Consider the following 17657-nt stretch of genomic DNA (forward strand, 5'->3'; position numbering starts at 1 on the left):
CTCACACTTCGATCCTGCCGAGGCGGCGGATGACGAAGAAACCGACGGTGTACAGGCCGAGCGCGATCAGGACGAGGGCCTGGCCCAGCGGTGAGCCGGTGACCCGGGCCAGGGCGCCCTCGTTCGAGGAGTTGATCAGCAGCAGCGAGCCCAGGCCGAGGAGCGGCACGGTGAAGGCCGTGGCGTTGACCTCGGACAGCATGGTGCGGACCTCGCGACGGGTCTCCTTGCGGTCCTCCAGGGTCTGGGTGAGGTTCCGCAGCGAACTGACCACCGAGCCGCCCGCCTTGTTGGCGAGGACGAGGGTGGTGACGAGGACGACCAGCTCCCGGGAGGGGAGGCGCTCGGCGAGTTCGCCGAGCGCGTCGTCGATGGACCGGCCCAGGGACAGGTGGTCGGCCACCCGGGCCAGTTCCTCGCCCGCGGGGGCCTCCAGTTCCTCGGCGGCCATCGCCAGCGCGGTGCGCAGGGCGAGACCGGCGGCCGTCGCGTTGGCCAGCAGCCGTGCCACGTCCGGGAGTTGATTGATGAAGGCCTCGATGCGTTTCTGCCGCTGCCAGTTGAGGAAGATCGCCGCGCTCCAGACGCCGACGAGTCCGGCGATCGGGCCGAAGAAGGGCGCGAGGGTGGCGGCGGCGATCAGCCACAGCGCCACGACGACCGCGGTGACGTAGGTGAAGAACTCGCCCGCGGTCAGGTCGAGTCCGGTGGCCGACAGCCGCAGCTGGATGGTGCGGCCGAGTCGGGTGCGGCGCAGCCGCCGGTCGACGCCGGCGAAACGGCGTACGCGGCCGGTCCCCGCGCGGACGGGCCCGGCGCCGGAGAGACGGTCCTCGAGGGCCTGGCGCTGGGCGCGGCCGGTGGCGTACGCGTGGACGCCCCCGACGGCGAGGGTGCCGCACAGGACGGTGGCGCCGAGGGCGAGCAGGGCCGGGTTGTTCATCCCTGCCTCCCGTGCGGGGTGGGGGCCGTCATCCGATGGCCTGCCTCGTGTTGCGGACGTCGAGGGCCTCGGCGACGCCGAAGGCGGGGGGCAGCGGCTCGCCCGCCACGTACAGCTTCTCGGCGATCCTGCGGGGCAGCGGGAGGTGTTCGAAGCGGCCGTGGACGACGCGGTCGGGGCCGGTGGGGCCGGGGACGTAGCGGGAGACGGTGGAGATGCGGAACTGTTCGCGGCCGTGCGAGACGAGCAGCGCGATCTCGGCGATCTTGCGGGAGCCGTCGACGTGCCGGGCGAGCTGCACGACGACCTCGACCGCGGAGTTGATCTGGTCCTTGAGCGCCTCGAAGGGGATCTGCACCTCGGACATCGATCCGAGGGTCTGCAGCCGCATCAGCGCGTCCTCGGCCGAGTTCGCGTGCACGGTCGCCAGGGAGCCGTCGTGGCCCGTCGACATCGCCTGGAGCATGTCGAGGGTCTCACCGCCGCGGACCTCGCCGACGATGATGCGGTCGGGGCGCATGCGCAGGGAGTTGCGGACCAGGTCGCGGATGGTGATGTGGCCCTTGCCCTCGACGTTCGGGGGCCGGGACTCCAGGCGGATGACATGCTCCTGCTGGAGCTGGAGTTCGGCGGAGTCCTCGATGGTGATGATGCGCTCGTGGGCCGGGATGAGTCCGGAGAGCGCGTTGAGCAGGGTCGTCTTTCCGGTACCCGTGCCGCCGCTCACGATCACGTTGAAGCGGGCCCGGACGAAGGCGGCGAGCAGCATCAGCATCTGCTCGTCGAGGGAGCCGAGCCCGATGAGCTCCGGAAGCGTGTAGGCGCGGGGGAAGCGGCGGATCGTCAGGGTCGGGCCGGTGAGGGCGAGTGGCGGGATGATGACGTTGACGCGCTCGCCGGTGGGGAGACGGGCGTCGACCATCGGGTTGGACTCGTCGACCCGGCGGTTCACGGTGGAGACGATGCGCTCGATGGTCTGCATGAGCTGCTCGTTGGAGGCGAAGCGCAGCGGGAGCTGTTCGACGCGGCCGGCCCGCTCGACGAAGATCGAGTCCGGACCGTTGACCATGATCTCGGTGATGGACGCGTCGGCGAGGAGGGGTTCGAGCACGCCGAGGCCGAGGGCTTCGTCGACGACCCGCCGGATCAGCTGGGAGCGCTCGGCGGAGGACAGGACCGGGCCCTCGCGGCTGATGATGTGGCCGAGGACCCGCTCCAGCCGGGCGCGCCGTTCGGCCGCCGCCAGGCTGGACATCTCCGCGAGGTCGATCTCCTCCAGGAGCTTGGCGCGGTAGACGGCGACGAGGTGTCCGTCCTCGCGGGCGGGGCCCCCGGCCTCGGGGGCTGCGGTGATACGGGAACGCAGGCTCATGTCGTCAGCTCCTCCCGGTCAGTCGTCCTGGTCGTTGGGCATGGTGGCGCTGCGTTCGGCGGTGAAGCCGTCCATGAAGGGGATGACGGAGGGGATGTCGACCTGGACGGTGGCGACCACCGTCTCTCCCCCGCCGCCGACCGAGACGTCGGCCTGGAACCGCCCGTCCATTGCCGCCTGGCCTGCCGCGGTGCCCGCCGCCGGGTCCTTCAGGGCGGCGACCCGGGCCGCGGCCCGTGCCCCGGTCCCGGCCTGGTTGATGCCGTATCCGACCAGGCCGAGCTGGATGGCGGCCATCCCGATGACCAGCAGGATCGGCAGGAACCCGGCGAACTCCAGCATGGAGACCCCCCGGTCGCCCCAGCGGCGCGACCGCTTCGGCCGGGGCCCGGCCACCACGCGGTCGTGCGGCCCGGTCCCCCAGGCCGCCGGGCGTCCTTCGGGACGGGGACGGTGCCACCGACGGCGCAGCCCTGCGTGTACCGGCGGCCCGAGCGGGGGCGCCGAAGGGCTCACCCCACGGCGCCCCGGTGACGGGAGCAGTCGTCCGGCGAGGCCGACCCCACGGCGGGGGCGTGGCGGCAGCAGGCGTACGGAGGGGCCCACCCCTCGGGGTTCCCGCGGCGGCAGCGGGCGTCCGCCGAGGCCCACCCCAGGGCGCCCCGCAGAACCGAGCGGGCGTCCGCCGAGGCCCACCCCACGGCGTGCCCGCGGCGGCAGCAGGCGTACGGAGAGGCTCATTCCGCGTCTCCTTCCACCGCCGCGCCCGCCTCGCCCGCGACCTCCCAGCCGGCGTCGAAGCCCGGGAAGAACAGCGGCACTTGGGCGGTGACGCGGGCCTTCCACACGTCGCCCTCACGGGTGCAGTCGATGTCCGCTCCCTGCCAGGCGCCGGGCAGGTGCTCCTGTCCCGCCGACTGGCAGGCGCCCGCGGCGTCACCCGTCGCGGCGTACGCCGCCGTGGCCGCCCGGGCCGCCTCGTCGGCCGCGTTGCCGGCCAGGGACCAGGTGTAGCCGTACAGCACGCACTGCCAGAGGATCGTCATCACGACGAGCAGCAGGGGGAACATCCCGGCGAACTCGAGGGTCACCGCTCCCCGGTCGCCGCCCTTGCGCCGCAGAGCGAGTGCCCCGCGTTCCGGTGCGGGCTTGCGGCGCCGGCCTCCGCCGCCCTCGGGGGCGGGGACCGCCAGACCCAGCTCGCCGGTCAGGGCCCACAGCGCCTGCTTGACCGTCGAGCGGGCGTCCAGGTCCTGGAGGCGGCCCGCGTCGACCACGGCCTGGAGCTCCTTGAAGGCGGCGGGGACCGTGGAGCGGGCGACCTTGGTGCCGGTGACGCGTTCGACGAGGGACGGCTGGATCTCCGTACCGCGCGAGTGCCGGTTGACGACCGTCGTCGTCTCCTCCGCCTTGCGGATCTGGAGCCGGTCCCACATGCGGACCATGCGTTTGGCTGCCCGTACGGCGACGACGTCGGGGGTGACGAGGAGCAGCGCCTGGTCGGCCATCTCCACGGCCGCCGCCGTCGCCGAGGTCATCTGGGAGCCGCAGTCCACGACGACCACGTCGTGCCGGGAGCGCAGGGCGGCCAGGACCTGGCGGGCGACCCGGTCGGTGATCTCCTCGCCGCGCTCGCCCTCGGCCGGGGCGAGCAGCAGGCCGACCCCGCTGTCGTGGAGGTAGACGGCGTCCTGCAGCACGCGCGGGTTGATGTCGCTGATCCCGGCGAGGTCGGCGACCGACCTGCGGAACTGGACGTCCAGGTAGGAGGCGACGTCCCCCGACTGGAGGTCCAGGTCGAGCAGGGCGACCGTACGCCCGGAGGCCTGGGCGGCGAGGGCGAGCTGGACGGCGGTGACGGTGGCGCCGACGCCGCCCTTGGCGCCGGTGACCGTGACGACGGTGCCGCCGGGGCCGGTGTACAGCTCGGGGGTGCTGCCGAGGTGGCGGCGCATGCCGAGGGACCATGCGGCGGCGGCCTGGACGCGCTCGGAGAGGGCGTCGTAGCCGAGGGGCAGGCCGATGATGCCGCGGGCGCCGGAGTCCATGGCCGCGGTGAGGACGCCGTTGCCGGTGTCGGCGGTGATGAGGACGACGCCGACGGCCGGGAACCGCATGACCAGGTCGCGGATCAGGTCGAGGGCGGGGACCGGGCCGATCCGCTCGTGCACCAGGACGACCTCGGGCAGCTCGTCCAGGGACTCGGCCGCGAGGCGCGCGAGGGTGTCGAGGAGGGCCGTCGAGTCGGGTACGGGCGGGGCGGGTTCGGTGTCGGCGAGCTGGCTCAGCAGCGTGGTGAGGGCGCGGGCCGAGTCGATGTCGCCGACGGCGGGCAGGATGCGGACGGTCATCGGCGGCACCTTTTACGACGGGCCCCGGTGGGAGCGGTCGACATGCGCGGCCTCCTACTTGTCCTCGTCGAGGGTGTACGTGCGGTCGCCGGGGGTGACGGTGGTGTCGGAGCCGCCCGCGACCAGGGCGAGGCGGACGTGGGTGGCGAACGACTCGGCGTACGCGACGCGTTGGGCGTCGGCGGTGTCGAGCGCGAAGGTGATGGGGACGGCGTCGCGCGCGGTCCGGCGCCGGTCGTCGCTGGACTGCCCCGGGTCCAGCGCGGTGAGCTTGCCGACGTCGATGACGCGCGCGTCGGCGACGATGACCTTGGACTGGTCCTTGCCCTTGTCGTTCTCCGCCTCGAAGGTGGCGTAGATGTTGACCCGCGCGCCCGGGTTGATCTTTCCGGCCACTCCGGTCGCCGCATCGATCATGATCGCGATCTCCTGCTGGCCGGCCGCCAGGGAGGGCCGGTCCACGATCATGTCGTCCTGGAGCAGCGATCCCTTCTCCAGCCGGGTGACGGCGATCTTCCCGCGGATCCGGGAGAGGTCGGTAACGGCCGTGGACGACAGCCAGCGCTCGGGCATGGAGACCTTCTCGAACTGGTCGGCGGACAGCTCCCGGTAGGGGGCGATGTCGTTCTTGAGGCGGTACGCCGCCACCTCGGGGCCGACCTTCGAGTTCACGTCGCGGATCACCGAGAGGACTCCGGCGAACGCGCCCAGGGCGCACAGGGCCGAGAGGACCAGCAGGATGACGCCGCGGCGCTGGCGTGAATTCATGACGCGGACAACCTCGATCGGGGAGGGCGGGGACGGCGGGGTCGAGCGGTCGTGCCTGGTTCTCCGGGCTGTGCGGTGGTGCCGGTGCCGCCTAGGTGACGCCCCGGGGCAGGGCGCGTACGGAAGAGGCTGCCCGTACGCCGGCGGTGGGAAGCTCCGGCGGCGGGGGCAGCGGTGCGGCGCAGAACCCGCAGCGGTCGCCGATGAGTTCGAGCCCGCACCAGTGGCACGTCTCGCGCCGGACGGAGGAGACGAGCTGGTAGAGCACGGACACGTCGTACAGACCGGCGGCGAATTCGGCGAGTCGCCCCGTCCCCCACCAGCGTGCGGACTGCCCGGGCAGCGGGACGGTCGCGACGCCCTGCACCTGCCAGGCGGGCGCGAGCGTCGCGGTGACCCAGTCGGAGGGCGGCTGGTCGGCCGCGACGAGCAGCCGGGTGCCGAACTCGGGTCCCGCGAGCTCCTCCTGGCCGACCCGGACGAGCTGCGGACGCGGGTTGGCCAGTACGGCGAACTGGGCGCCGGGCACCCAGGACTTGGCGTGCGACTTCAGGGACACGGGGACGCGGTCGAGCTTGGCGACGGAGCCGAGGTGGGCGCCCGCGTAGATGTAGTGGGCGAGCAGCCGGGCGGCGGAGGCGAGCACGCCGGGGCTGATGTCGCAGGCGGACAGCTGGCGCAACTGCTGCGCCAGCAGGGCGAGTCCGAGGGGCGGCAGGTCGATGGCGAGCAGCGCGATGCGGTCGCTCTCCAGTACCGAGCGGACGGTGTGCAGCCGCCGGGTGAGCGCGTCGGGGGCCGCGGCGGGGTAGAGCGAGATCACGTATCCGTGCTGCTCGATGAGGGTGTGCATGCCGGTGAGGGAGCTCTCGAGGGTTCCCAGCGGCTGGACCACTGCGGGCGGGGTCTGCCGGTCGTACGGCGGGAGCACCAGGTCGGGACTGGTGACGGCTATCGCGGTCGGCACGCTGGACACCACCCCGTTCACCGAGGCGGACTGGTCAACCGCCGCCTTCGGATCGCCCCTGTTTCGCCATGGACCGTCACAGATGGCCACAGATCGTCACTGTGACGTCCTCCTGCATCTGCACCATATCCACGGCATGCCGCGCTCAACACCGACTTCGCCAGATCAACTCACGCAAGGTGGGAGCTTGATCGACGGAGAGTGAGACACGGGTGTCGCAACTCGCCCTTGCCGACGGGATGTTGGCGGGGAGCGGGCCCTGCCAGAGGTCTTGACAACCTTATTGGTCTGGACCACCTTGTACCTCCAGCGGTGGCCACCGTTCCGCAACCTCCCCGCCCTCTCCCCCTCACCGGAGGCACCAGTGGACCGCGTACCAGGCATGCCCAGACGCAGACGGACATGGGCGGGATTCCTCGCCGCCGCCCTCGGGGCGTCGGCCCTCACTGTCACCGGCCTGGCCACCGAGGCCCAGGCCGCGGACGTCAACAACGCCCGGAACGGCGGCTACGAGTCCGGGCTCGGCAACTGGACGTGTTCCGCGGGCAGCGGCGCCACCGTGTCCTCGCCGGTGCACGGCGGCTCGGCCGCGCTGAAGGCGACGCCCGCCGGGCAGGACAACGCCAAGTGCACCCAGACCGTGGCGGTCAAGCCCAACTCCACGTACACGCTGAGCGCCTGGGTGCAGGGCGGGTACGCCTACCTCGGCGCGAGCGGCACGGGGACCACGGACGTCTCCACGTGGACGCCCGACTCCTCCTCCTGGAAGCAGCTGACGACCAGCTTCACCACGGGTGCCTCGACGACCTCGGTGACGGTGTACACGCACGGCTGGTACGGACAGGCCGCCTACTACGCCGACGACCTCTCCGTGTTCGGTCCGGACGGCGGGGGCGGCACGGACCCGGCGCCCACCGTCCCCTCGGCCCCGGCCGGCCTGAGAGTCGCCTCCACCACGTCCTCGTCCGCGTCGCTGTCCTGGAACACGGTCTCGGGCGCCACGGGCTACAACGTCTACCGGGACGGCACGAAGGTCACGGCGGTGGCCGGCACCTCGGCGACCGTCTCGGGCCTGGCCGCCTCCACCTCGTACTCCTTCCAGGTCACCGCCACGAACGCGGCCGGTGAGTCCGTGAAGTCGGCGGCGGTCACCGGCACGACGACCGCCTCGGGCGGCGGGGGCGGCGGGGGCGGCGGGACGGTTCCCGCGCACGCCGTGACCGGCTACTGGCAGAACTTCAACAACGGCGCCAAGGTCCAGAAGCTGTCCGAGGTCCAGTCGCAGTACGACATCATCGCCGTCTCCTTCGCGGACGCCACCAGCACGCCGGGCGCGGTCACCTTCAACCTGGACTCGGCCGGGCTCGGCGGCTACACCGTCGACCAGTTCAAGGCCGACATCAAGGCCAAGCAGGCCGCGGGCAAGAAGGTCATCATCTCCATCGGCGGCGAAAAGGGCACGATCTCCGTCAACGACGCCTCGTCCGCGACGAACTTCGCCAACTCCGTCTACTCCCTGATGCAGACGTACGGCTTCGACGGCGTCGACATCGACCTGGAGAACGGCCTCAACGCCACGTACATGACGCAGGCGCTGCGGTCCCTGTCGGCGAAGGCGGGCTCGTCCCTCGTCATCACGATGGCCCCGCAGACCATCGACATGCAGTCGACGTCGAACACCTACTTCCAGACGGCCCTGAACATCAAGGACATCCTCACGGTCGTCAACATGCAGTACTACAACAGCGGTTCGATGCTGGGCTGCGACGGCAAGGTCTACAGCCAGGGCACGGTGGACTTCCTCACCGCCCTCGCCTGCATCCAGCTGGAGGGCGGTCTCGCCCCGTCCCAGGTGGGCCTCGGTGTCCCCGCCTCCACCAGCGGCGCGGGCAGCGGCTACGTCTCCCCCACCATCGTGAACAACGCCCTCGACTGCCTGACCAAGGGCACGAACTGCGGCACGTTCAAGCCGTCCAGGACCTACCCGGCCCTGCGCGGCGCGATGACCTGGTCCACGAACTGGGACGCGTCGGCGGGCAACGCCTGGTCCAACGCGGTGGGGCCGCACGTGCACGGGCTCTGACCCCGGCCCTCACGGACGCCCTCCTCCGGACTTCTCCGGGGGAGGGCGTCCGTTCGTCGGCGTCCCCTCAGCGGAGCCGCGCGGCCACCAGGGCCAGCCATCCGCTCGCCGCGTACGGAGCGGGAACGTCGACCTCCATCCCCAGCTCGGCGACGCCCACGGCGTACTCGCTCTCGTCGAGCCCGAGGGCCAGCAGCTCCCGGATCTCCCCGACCAGCCGGGCCACGAGCGAGGCGTCGGTCGTGGCGAGGTAGTCGTCCACCGCGGCTTCGTGCCCGTCGAACTCGTCGGGCAGGTCCTGCGAGAACCATCCGCCGAGGAACTGTCCGAGTTCCGGGAACCGGGCGTGCCACTCCCAGTGCGTGGCGGGGCCGGCAGGCGGCGGTACCCGGCCCTCCTCGACGCTGCGCCGGACGTGGTCGGCCAGCACCATCAGCCAGTCCAGGATCTCCGCGTCGCCCACGCCGACGTCCGGCAGCGCGTAGAACTCCCCCAGCCGGACCCTGAGCCGCCCGGGCGGGGTACGCGCGTAATCCCGCAGTTGGCTCTCGGCGATGGCGAGCGCCCAGGGGCGGGTGTGCCAGGTGTGCCGGAGATACGCCGTGAGCGCGGCACTCGGCTTCTCTTCCGTGTCGTCGGCGTGCTGGCCGAGGTAGGCGCGCAGGACGTTGTCCAGCTCGCCGTACTTGCGGTCGTGTTCCAGGGGGGTCAGCGCCACGGTCGGTCCACCGCCTTCACAGGTAGATCGGGTAACTGGCGTGCACGGCGAACCCGTGCGCGGCGGAGGGCTCACGGCGCAGCACGACCCGGGCGGCCCGCACGTCGACGGCGCCACGGCCGGCCAGCATCATCGCCTGCAACAGCACCCGTCCGACGGGCTCCTCCCGGGACGGCCAGGCCGCCTCGATCGTCAGCCGCTGCCGGGTGGACTGGGCCAGCCAGCGGTGGATGACCTGCTCGTTCCGCGTGACCACCTGCTGGGTCGCCCACTGGGCGGTCTCACGGTCGGGGTAGGTGGCGGTGCGGGTGCGCATGTTTCTCCTGGGGGCAACGGGGATCGACGGTTTCGGGTCACCAGGCGTGAAAGGACCACACCAACCCGACCTCCGTCTCGGAGACAAGGATCAGGCCGAGATCCCAAATATGGACCGAAATGGTGTTACAACCCGAGATCCGTTTGTAATAGTCGAGGTTCTTGCTGTGGCCTCCTGTGTTGGCGAAAAATCGGGATCCTTGCGGGAAACGTGAAAGTATGACATCCGCCTTCCCCTCCAAGCCTGTTCTGCGTTCCTCGAAATCCTGCTCCTCCTCCACATTGAGCCAGAGCGTGGAAAGAGCTACGAGGAACCGCTTGGCGGAGGACCGCGGAATCTCATCCAGGCGGGATTTCCAAGCGCCCGTCGTTGCGGGGTCGTCCGGCCGCAGGGCGAACGGGTAGTACGGATCGTCGATCCGCTCCGGCTCGCCAGCCAGGGCATCTTGCGTGCGCCAGCCCCGATTGTCGGGCGTGTCGCAATGCATCAACGTGTTGACGTCGAGCGCCCAGTCCTCGTGCTCTCTGCTCGTCACCTTGGCAATGCTGTACCTACGGGCATACATGTCGACGGCCTGGGACCACGACGACTCTGTGAGCTCGACCATCAGCGTCTCCTCACACATCACTTGGGCATGGACGTCAGCACGACGAACGGTGGGTCGAGGCTCGGCTCATACCTGAGTACCGTCAGGACGCCGTGCGCATCCTTCGGTTCTGTTGCTCGATTGTTCACCACCGGCGCCGTCCGGCCGGTCACGACCGGTTGCGTCAGATTCCCTCCGCTGACCGCCGGCACCGAGAAATCCTCCGTCAGAGGCGTCGGCGGCCTCTTCTGGAGCCAATGGTCAATTTCTGCCGAATTGCTCCGAATATTGTACTGAGTGTATTCCTGCGCCGAATTCAGGTCGGTGAAGCTGGAAGCGGCAGGAATTTGAAGGACGCCCGACCCCGTCGACTCGTCCCGCAGCCGCTGCGTCAGCTGGTCGTCCGTCAATCCGACGTGCCTGTCGACGCTGTGCCCGCCGTACAGTTCCTCCTCGGTCGCCAGGTCGATGGAGTACTTGTACGGGATCTGGCTCTCCGGGCGCTGCCAGCTGTGTTCCTTCTTGAAGTCGTTCAGCGAGCGCGCGCCGTACGCTTCCGCGCGCGCCTCCTCCGCGCGGAACGTGGGCACACTGAGGATCGCCTCGTCCAGCTCGATCTCCAGCCCCTTCAGCTTGGTGGCCGCGTCGCTGAATGCCTGGTGGTACTTCTCGACCGCGGCGTCGGCGGCGGCCTTGTCCATGTGCGAGCGGAACGTCAGGACGATCTCACCGAACGCCAACGTCGCCGTGAGCCGAGTCAACTCGAAGATGTCGAGGTCCGTGGTGAGGTCCCTGACCGTCGCCTTCGCGGCTTCCTTGCCGAGCCGGGTGGTCGTCTCCGCGGTCTTGATCCGCACCTCGGCCAGCTGATCGAGGGTCTCCTGAACGGTGGTCGCGGTCTGCCTCAGGATCTCGATGACGGGCCGCAGCTTCGCTGGCACGACACTGCGGTTCGTCTTCCAGCTGCGCCCCATGGAGGCTCGATTGCCCTGGGCGTCATAGGTCCGGCCCCACTCGGTGGTGCCCCAGATGGTCTGACAGAACGCTTTCATCGCGCCCTGCCACTCGTCGTTGCCCTTGTTGTTGCTGATGAACTTGATGGCACCGTTGAAGTTGTCCGATGCCGCCTTGGCGTCCTTCTCGACGGCACGCCAAGCCGTGGCCATGCCCTTGAGATCCTCGTCCCTCGCTCCCGGGGTGATCTCGTGCATCTTGCCCAGCCGGAGTCCGTGCTCGATCGCGGGACGGATGACGTCGGCGAGGAAGTCGGGGACCTCGCCCATGATTCCCGAGATCTCCCAGGAGTCCGCGTCCTCGCCGGTGCCGGACCACTTGATGTCGTTGACCGGCCCGTACTTGGGGAGCTTGTCGATCACGGCCGGCGGCGGCTTCTGCACCGGCGGCGGACCGTACATCTTGCGGGCGTGCCAGTCCGCCTGGGTGTACTTGTTCGCCGTGTCCGTCAGGCTGACGGCGACGCCGCCCACGCTGAGCACGCTCTTCGCCCACAGTTCCAGGAACTTCTCACTCACCGACTTGTACGCCGCCGCGAAGGAGTCGGCTCCCCACCCCGTTCCCGCCGACTGGCTGTACTCGTTCAGCGCGTCGACGAGGGCGGCAGCGCCCTTGTCGTAGTCGAACTGCCCGTCGCGCACCACGATCGCCGTGTAATGCAGATGCTGCGGCTGTACGTCGAATCCGCCGCCACTCGTCTTGGGCGACCGGGTCCGTGCGTTCGCCCGCTCCTGTGCGCGTTCCTCGTCCGTGGGGAGTGGCTCCGCCATCAGGAGCCGCCGCCCCACCCGTTGAGCACCGCGCGGTGTGCGGCCGCGTAACCGCGATGCCCACTCGTCACGACCTCGTGCAGCCACTTCTGGGCCGACTCCAGATCCCTGGCGGAGTGGTCCCACTTGTCGAGTTCCTCGAGGAACACGTCGCGGGCCTCCCCCCGCCAGGAGGCGACGACCGGCACCAGGCGCGTGTAGAGGTCGTCCAGCTTTCCGTTGAGCTGCCTGAGGATGTCGTCCAGCTCGCCGGTCAGGTGCTCCAGTGTCGCGAACGAGACGGATATCAGCTCGTCCTCCGCGTTGCCTTCCGTCATGCGTTTCCCCCGTTCCGGACGGCAGCACCGCCGCCCTGTCGTGCTCGCGCCGGGCCACCCCGCACAGCGGCCCTCACAGCTGTTCGAGGCGACTGCGCGGTCTCGTCGGCTCCGGTTCAGCCGGCGTGGACAGCGCGTCCACCTCCGCCCGGACGTCGACGTGCACGGCCCGAAAGCGTTCCATCATGTCGAGTTCGAGCTCGGTGAATCCGTCCCGGCTCAGCCGGACAGCCTGTTCGAGACGACTCATGACCTCGCGGATGCGTACGGCGTCCTCGGCGACCGAGCGGTGGAGTTCGCGGTACCGCGTCGCGGCGGGCCCCTGCCAGCCCTTCTCGATCGCATCGACCACATGGTCCATGCGGCGGACCTGACGGGTCAGGTGTTCCTGCATCCCGTCCAGGTCGTCCGCCAGCTTCGTCAGATGGTCTTCCCGGGCTGCCAGGTCCTTCTGCTGCCCCACCGCGTTCCCCGTTCCCCTCGTCGTCCTCAGCCGCCCCGAGCATGCGCCTCGATCACCCTAGTCGCAGCCAAGTTCGATTCACCAAGGGGTTCTTGGCCAACGCGGCGCCGCGGCCTCGTGGCCCCGACCGCGGTCCCCCGTCCCTCTACGCTTCCCCGTACGCCGTAGCGCCGACCCTCGGCAGCGTCGCCCACATGCGGGTTCCACCGCCCGGTTCGCGGGCCTTGCCGAAGCCCCAGTCGCCGTCGCAGGCCCGGCAGACGCAGGCCAGGACGCGCAGGGCCGCCCGGCGGCGCGTGGCGCACTCCTCCGCCAGCCGGGGGTGCGCGTGCGGCGGATGGTTGTCGAAGACGGTCACCCGCAGCGCCTCGGCCCGGTAGCGGAGGGCCAGGTAGAACTCCACCGATTCCGTGAACTGGCAGGCCACAGCCGTCAGTTCACCGACCGCCTGGAGGCCCGCGTCCATCATCCGGTGCAGGTTGTGTGCGGCCAGGAAGGCCCGTGTCGCCGCTCTCGCGAGCTTCGGGCTGGCCAGGGCCGCCGGCAGGGTGAGGCTGTAGGCCAGGGTCTCCGGGCTCGGGGCGGTCGGGTCGGCGGGGTAGGCGGTCGCCAGCGGGCAGCGGGACATGCGGGCTCCTGTGGTCGTACGCGGATGCCGTCACCTCGGCAGCAGTGGCCTGTCCCCCTGGCGTGGGCCCGCCCCTCCCAGGAGAGGAGTACGCAGGCAGGCTCACGCGATGCACTTCCGGCTGCCGTGAGTAGCGGGTACGTCACCGACTGTACGGACGGGCATGGTTACATTGCCACGCGATTGGCGATATTGACCCATTCGTGGTCCCGAGATCGCCTCTGGCGTCAGACTGCTGACGACATCGCGGAAGGGAAGTCATGCCAGCGAGGACAGTCACCACCGAACGTCAGCGGCGCCTGGGCAGCGAACTGCGCAAGATGCGGATGGCCGCGGGTATAACGGCGGACCAGGCCGCCGGACTCCTGGGTGTCGACCGCGCGAAGATCTCCAACATCGAGACCGGCATCCGCACCATCAGCCCAGAGCGTCTGCGCACACTGGCATACAACTGCGACTGCTCGGACCCGGCGTACATCGAGGCTCTGGAGGCCATGGCCCGTCCCGCCGGACGTGGTTGGTGGGAGCGTTACCGTGGCGCGCTCTCCCCCGGTCTCCTGGACATCGCCGAACTGGAGTCGTACGCCGTACGGATGCGCACCGCGCACACGGCGCACATCCCCGGACTGTTCCAGACCAGTGACCACGCGCTCGAACTCTTCCGGGCCGTCTTGCCGCCCCTCCCCGAGCACGAGGTCGCGCTGCGCCTCGCGTACCGCGTCGAACGGCAGCAGGTCCTGGAGGGCGAGAACCCGCCCGAGTACGTCGGCCTCGTCCACGAGGCCGCGTTGCGTATGCAGTTCGGGGGCCGCAAGGTGGCTCGCGCCCAGCTCCTGCACCTGATCGAGGTGTCCGAGCGCCCCGCCGTGCGCGTCCAGGTCATCACGTTTTCGGCGGGGACGTTCCCCGGCGCCGGGCAGACGGTCAACTACCTTCACGCACCGGTGCCGCAGCTCGACACCGCCCAGGTCGACAGCTCACACGGGCCGGAATTCCTGGGCGAGGCGGCGCAGTTGGCCAAGTACCGTGCCCACTTGGACTGGATGGAGGGCATCGCCCTGGCACCCGAGGCGTCCCGCGCCTTCATCCACGAGATCGCCAACAGCCTGTGAGGAGAACGCGATGGGACACATCACCTGGGAGGAACCCTTCTGCGGAGAAGGGGCCAGTTGTTTCCGCCTCGGCACCGACGAGGACGACAACGCCTACATCGCCATAGCCGGCGCCGAGGACGCCTACCTCACCGACTCGCGGGAAGCGCTCCGTACGCTGATCCGGGACATCAAGGCCGGGAAGGCCGACCACCTGCTCTGAGCCGGGCGGCCGGGGTCAGAAGAACTCCGACCACGGCTGGTCCCAGATCTGCTTCACGCACAGCACCAGGAAGAGCAGGCCCGCGACGGCCAGCATGGCGTTGCTCAGCATGCCGTTGCGCCATTCCGCAGGCGTACGCGCGGAGTTGAGGAGCCAGATCAGCGTGGCCGCCAGGAAGGGAAGGAAGGCGGCGCCCAGCACGCCGTACAGGATGATCAGGCGGAAGGGCTGGCCCTGGAACAGCAGCACCATCGGCGGGAAGGTCAGCCAGAGGAGGTAGGCGCGGAAGGGCCAGGACCTCTCCCGGGCGCCCGACGCCACCTCCTCGCCGGAGGCCGTGGCCGCCGCGGACATCCCGGCGCCGGGGGCCACCCCGGCCGCGCGGTCCTTCCGGAAGCGCTCCACGAAGTCCGCGAACATCAGGCTCACCCCGTGCCAGACGCCGATCAGCGAGGTGAACGACGTGGCGAAGAAGCCGATCAGGAAGAACTTGGCGGTCGCCGCCCCGTACTCCGCCTCCAGGATGTCGCCGAGCTGGATCAGCCCCTTGTCGCCGCTCGCGATGGCCACGTTCGAGGAGTGCAGGAGTTCCGCGCCGACGAAGAGCATCGCGACGACGAAGATGCCCGTGGTGATGTACGCGACGCGGTTGTCGAGGCGCATCACCTTCATCCAGCCGGTGTTCGTCCAGCCCTTGGCGTTGACCCAGTAGCCGTACGCGGCGAGCGTGATCGTGCCGCCGACGCCGCCGATCAGGCCGAGGGTGTTCAGGACCGAGTCCTTCTCGTCGGGGAGCACCGGCAGCAGACCGGCGAAGGCGTCGCCCAGGTTCGGGGTGACCCGGATCGCCAGATAGACGGTGACGACGAACATGACGCCGACGAGCACCGTCATGACCTTCTCGAAGACGGCGTACTTGTTGAACCAGACGAAGACGAGGCCGACCAGTCCGGTGAGGATGGCCCACCACTTGAGGCCCATGACGTCCGGGAAGAGCGCCTGGAGCGGCAGCCCCGACGAGGACATCGCCGCCGCGCCGTAGACGAAGCCCCAGACGACCACGTACACGACGAAGAACCAGGTCGTCCAGCGGCCGAGGCTCGCCCAGCCGTCGAAGAGGGTGCGGCCGGTGGACAGGTGCCAGCGGCCGGCCGCCTCGGCGAGGGAGATCTTCACCAGGCAGCCGATGACGGCCGCCCACAGGAGCGTGTACCCGAAGTTGCTTCCCGCGATGAGCGTGGCGACGAGGTCGCCGGCGCCCACGCCCGTCGCCGCGACGACGATGCCGGGTCCGATGTACTTCCAACTGGACTTGCGAGGGCGGGAGGTGACCTCCCCTGACGCTGTCTTCCCAGTGGTCTCCGCCATGTGGTTCAAGGAAGCGTAAAGCGGGCGGGGACACAAGGGGGCGTGCGGTGAAGACACCCGGTCAAGGCTGTGCCCGCCGCGCCTTCGGTGACCGGCCGGGCCGCGCGTGTACGGTCCCGGGCTGAGCGACCCCCGCCTACGGCACCCGGCTGATTTTCGGCCGGTTCCCGACACCGGCCTCCCTGACCTTCTTGACCTGACCATGCCACGCCCGCACGATGAGCGCCACACCCGCACCAGGCACGTCGCCATGGACCACCCCCCGCTCCACTCCCCTTCTTCCGGCGACCCCGGAAGCCCTGGAGAAACTAGGAGACTTCATGCGACTTCGCACACGAGGAAGCGGTGGCAGAACCGGCCGGCGCAGCGCGGCCCTCGCCACCCTCCTCGCCCTCGCCCTCGCCGCCCCCCTCACCGCCACGGCCACCGATGCCACGGCGACCGGCGCGAAGGCCCCCGCCCCCTCGGCGGACGACATCCGCCAGTACGAGATCCACCAGAGCACCACGCCGGTGACCCGGACGGCCATCCAGCGGACCGGCGTGACCGTGGACGAGGCCGACGAGGAGACCGTGGTCGTCTCCGGCCGCGCGGACCAGATCAGGAAGCTGCGCGGCCTCGGCTACGACGTCTCGCTCCTCGGCTCGGCGCCGGACCGGGCCAGCGGCTCCGACGCGCGGCTCCTCGACTTCCCCTCCGCCGACGCGAAGTACCACAACTACGCGGAGGCGAACGCGGAGATCGACCAGCGGCTGGCCGCCTACCCGGGCATCATGAGCAAGCGCGTGATCGGCAAGTCGTACCAGGGCCGGGACATCGTCGCCATCAAGATCAGCGACAACGTGGCCACCGACGAGGCCGAGCCGGAGGTCCTCTTCACCGCCCATCAGCACGCGCGTGAACACCTGACGGTGGAGATGGCGCTGTACCTGCTGCGCGAGCTGGGGGCGGGCTACGGCTCCGACTCCCGCGTGACGAACATGGTGAACAGCCGCGAGATCTGGATCGTCCCGGACCTCAACCCGGACGGCGGCGAGTACGACATCGCGTCCGGCTCGTACCGCTCCTGGCGCAAGAACCGTCAGCCCAACAGCGGCAGTTCGTACGTCGGGACCGACCTCAACCGCAACTGGAACTACAAGTGGGGCTGCTGTGGCGGCTCTTCGGGCTCCACGTCCTCGGAGACCTACCGGGGCGCGGCTCCGGAGTCCGCTCCCGAGGTCAAGGTGGTCGCCGACTTCGTGCGCGGCCGGGTGGTCGGCGGGAAGCAGCAGATCACGGCCGGGATCGACTTCCACACGTACAGCGAACTGGTCCTCTGGCCCTTCGGATGGACCTACTCCGACACCGCGACGGGCATGACGGCGGACGACCGCAACGCCTTCGCGGCCGTCGGCCGGAAGATGGGCGCGAGCAACGGCTACACGGCCGAGCAGTCCAGCGACCTGTACATCACGGACGGCTCGATCGACGACTACCTCTGGGGCACCCAGAAGATCTTCGCCTACACCTTCGAGATGTACCCGCGGTCCGGTGGCGGCGGCTTCTACCCGCCCGACGAGGTCATCGAGCGGGAGACGTCGCGCAACCGGGACGCGGTGCTGCAGCTCCTGGAGAACGCGGACTGCATGTACCGCTCGATCGGCAAGCAGGCGCAGTACTGCGCGAGCTGACCGCCC

18 protein-coding genes are annotated in these 17657 nt (G+C 70.1%); 4 read left to right on the plus strand and 14 right to left on the minus strand.

Annotated features, from left to right (window positions below; genetic code table 11):
- Position 1: 1 nt before the first annotated feature.
- From ACZ4NT_RS24715 to ACZ4NT_RS24740, 6 genes are all read right to left on the minus strand, one after another.
- Entirely contained in the window at positions 2 to 943 is a 942-nt protein-coding gene (locus ACZ4NT_RS24715) for a type II secretion system F family protein (RefSeq protein ID WP_121405732.1), read from the minus strand.
- A 28-nt stretch (positions 944 to 971) separates the two neighbouring features.
- The gene (locus tag ACZ4NT_RS24720) at positions 972 to 2315 is read right to left on the minus strand and encodes a CpaF family protein (RefSeq protein WP_121405731.1); all 1344 of its coding nucleotides are present in this window, start codon (positions 2313 to 2315) and stop codon (positions 972 to 974) included.
- 18 nt (positions 2316 to 2333) lie between these two features.
- Positions 2334 to 2657 (minus strand): TadE/TadG family type IV pilus assembly protein, encoded by a 324-nt coding sequence (locus tag ACZ4NT_RS24725; protein ID WP_121406409.1) that lies wholly within the window; start codon positions 2655 to 2657, stop codon positions 2334 to 2336.
- 395 nt (positions 2658 to 3052) lie between these two features.
- Positions 3053 to 4666, minus strand: a complete 1614-nt coding sequence (locus tag ACZ4NT_RS24730) for an AAA family ATPase (protein WP_121405730.1) — start codon at positions 4664 to 4666, stop codon at positions 3053 to 3055.
- A gap of 54 nt (positions 4667 to 4720) precedes the next feature.
- The gene (gene cpaB / locus ACZ4NT_RS24735) at positions 4721 to 5434 is read right to left on the minus strand and encodes a Flp pilus assembly protein CpaB (RefSeq protein ID WP_121405729.1); all 714 of its coding nucleotides are present in this window, start codon (positions 5432 to 5434) and stop codon (positions 4721 to 4723) included.
- A 91-nt stretch (positions 5435 to 5525) separates the two neighbouring features.
- Positions 5526 to 6401, minus strand: a complete 876-nt coding sequence (locus ACZ4NT_RS24740; RefSeq protein WP_467727624.1) for a hypothetical protein — start codon at positions 6399 to 6401, stop codon at positions 5526 to 5528.
- 382 nt (positions 6402 to 6783) lie between these two features.
- Here ACZ4NT_RS24740 and ACZ4NT_RS24745 point away from each other — a divergent pair, with 382 nt between their 5' ends.
- Positions 6784 to 8484, plus strand: coding sequence for a chitinase (locus ACZ4NT_RS24745; protein ID WP_467727626.1), 1701 nt, complete (start codon positions 6784 to 6786; stop codon positions 8482 to 8484).
- A 67-nt stretch (positions 8485 to 8551) separates the two neighbouring features.
- Here the strand turns inward: ACZ4NT_RS24745 and ACZ4NT_RS24750 are convergent, their stop codons facing one another.
- From ACZ4NT_RS24750 to ACZ4NT_RS24780, 7 genes are all read right to left on the minus strand, one after another.
- Positions 8552 to 9202 (minus strand): contact-dependent growth inhibition system immunity protein, encoded by a 651-nt coding sequence (locus ACZ4NT_RS24750; RefSeq protein WP_467727628.1) that lies wholly within the window; start codon positions 9200 to 9202, stop codon positions 8552 to 8554.
- Between the two features lie 16 nt (positions 9203 to 9218).
- On the minus strand, positions 9219 to 9518 hold the full coding sequence (locus ACZ4NT_RS24755) for an RNase A-like domain-containing protein (protein ID WP_467727630.1): 300 nt from the start codon (positions 9516 to 9518) through the stop codon (positions 9219 to 9221).
- 37 nt (positions 9519 to 9555) lie between these two features.
- The gene (locus ACZ4NT_RS24760) at positions 9556 to 10125 is read right to left on the minus strand and encodes a hypothetical protein (RefSeq protein WP_467727631.1); all 570 of its coding nucleotides are present in this window, start codon (positions 10123 to 10125) and stop codon (positions 9556 to 9558) included.
- A gap of 17 nt (positions 10126 to 10142) precedes the next feature.
- Positions 10143 to 11888, minus strand: coding sequence for an RNase A-like domain-containing protein (locus ACZ4NT_RS24765; RefSeq protein ID WP_467727633.1), 1746 nt, complete (start codon positions 11886 to 11888; stop codon positions 10143 to 10145).
- Positions 11888 to 12205, minus strand: coding sequence for a WXG100 family type VII secretion target (locus ACZ4NT_RS24770; protein ID WP_467727634.1), 318 nt, complete (start codon positions 12203 to 12205; stop codon positions 11888 to 11890). Before ACZ4NT_RS24770 ends, ACZ4NT_RS24765 begins: the two co-directional genes overlap by 1 nt.
- A gap of 73 nt (positions 12206 to 12278) precedes the next feature.
- Positions 12279 to 12668, minus strand: coding sequence for a WXG100 family type VII secretion target (locus ACZ4NT_RS24775; protein WP_467727636.1), 390 nt, complete (start codon positions 12666 to 12668; stop codon positions 12279 to 12281).
- 145 nt (positions 12669 to 12813) lie between these two features.
- A complete protein-coding gene (locus ACZ4NT_RS24780; RefSeq protein WP_467727638.1) occupies positions 12814 to 13296 on the minus strand; it encodes an ATP-binding protein in 483 nt (160 codons plus the stop codon).
- A gap of 260 nt (positions 13297 to 13556) precedes the next feature.
- Between ACZ4NT_RS24780 and ACZ4NT_RS24785 the strand changes: the two genes are divergently transcribed.
- Both ACZ4NT_RS24785 and ACZ4NT_RS24790 read left to right on the plus strand, forming a co-directional pair.
- Complete coding sequence (locus ACZ4NT_RS24785) at positions 13557 to 14408, plus strand: helix-turn-helix domain-containing protein (protein ID WP_467727640.1); 852 nt, start codon at positions 13557 to 13559, stop codon at positions 14406 to 14408.
- Between the two features lie 10 nt (positions 14409 to 14418).
- Entirely contained in the window at positions 14419 to 14610 is a 192-nt protein-coding gene (locus ACZ4NT_RS24790; RefSeq protein WP_389390553.1) for a hypothetical protein, read from the plus strand.
- A 15-nt stretch (positions 14611 to 14625) separates the two neighbouring features.
- On the opposite strand, the gene ACZ4NT_RS24795 is transcribed toward ACZ4NT_RS24790, so the two are convergent.
- A complete protein-coding gene (locus ACZ4NT_RS24795; RefSeq protein ID WP_467727642.1) occupies positions 14626 to 15978 on the minus strand; it encodes an Nramp family divalent metal transporter in 1353 nt (450 codons plus the stop codon).
- A 320-nt stretch (positions 15979 to 16298) separates the two neighbouring features.
- On the opposite strand from ACZ4NT_RS24795, the gene ACZ4NT_RS24800 reads away from it, so the two are divergent.
- Positions 16299 to 17651, plus strand: a complete 1353-nt coding sequence (locus tag ACZ4NT_RS24800; RefSeq protein ID WP_467727644.1) for a M14 family metallopeptidase — start codon at positions 16299 to 16301, stop codon at positions 17649 to 17651.
- Positions 17652 to 17657: the final 6 nt, after the last annotated feature.

The sequence above is a fragment of the Streptomyces sp. NPDC026417 genome (assembly GCF_055567695.1).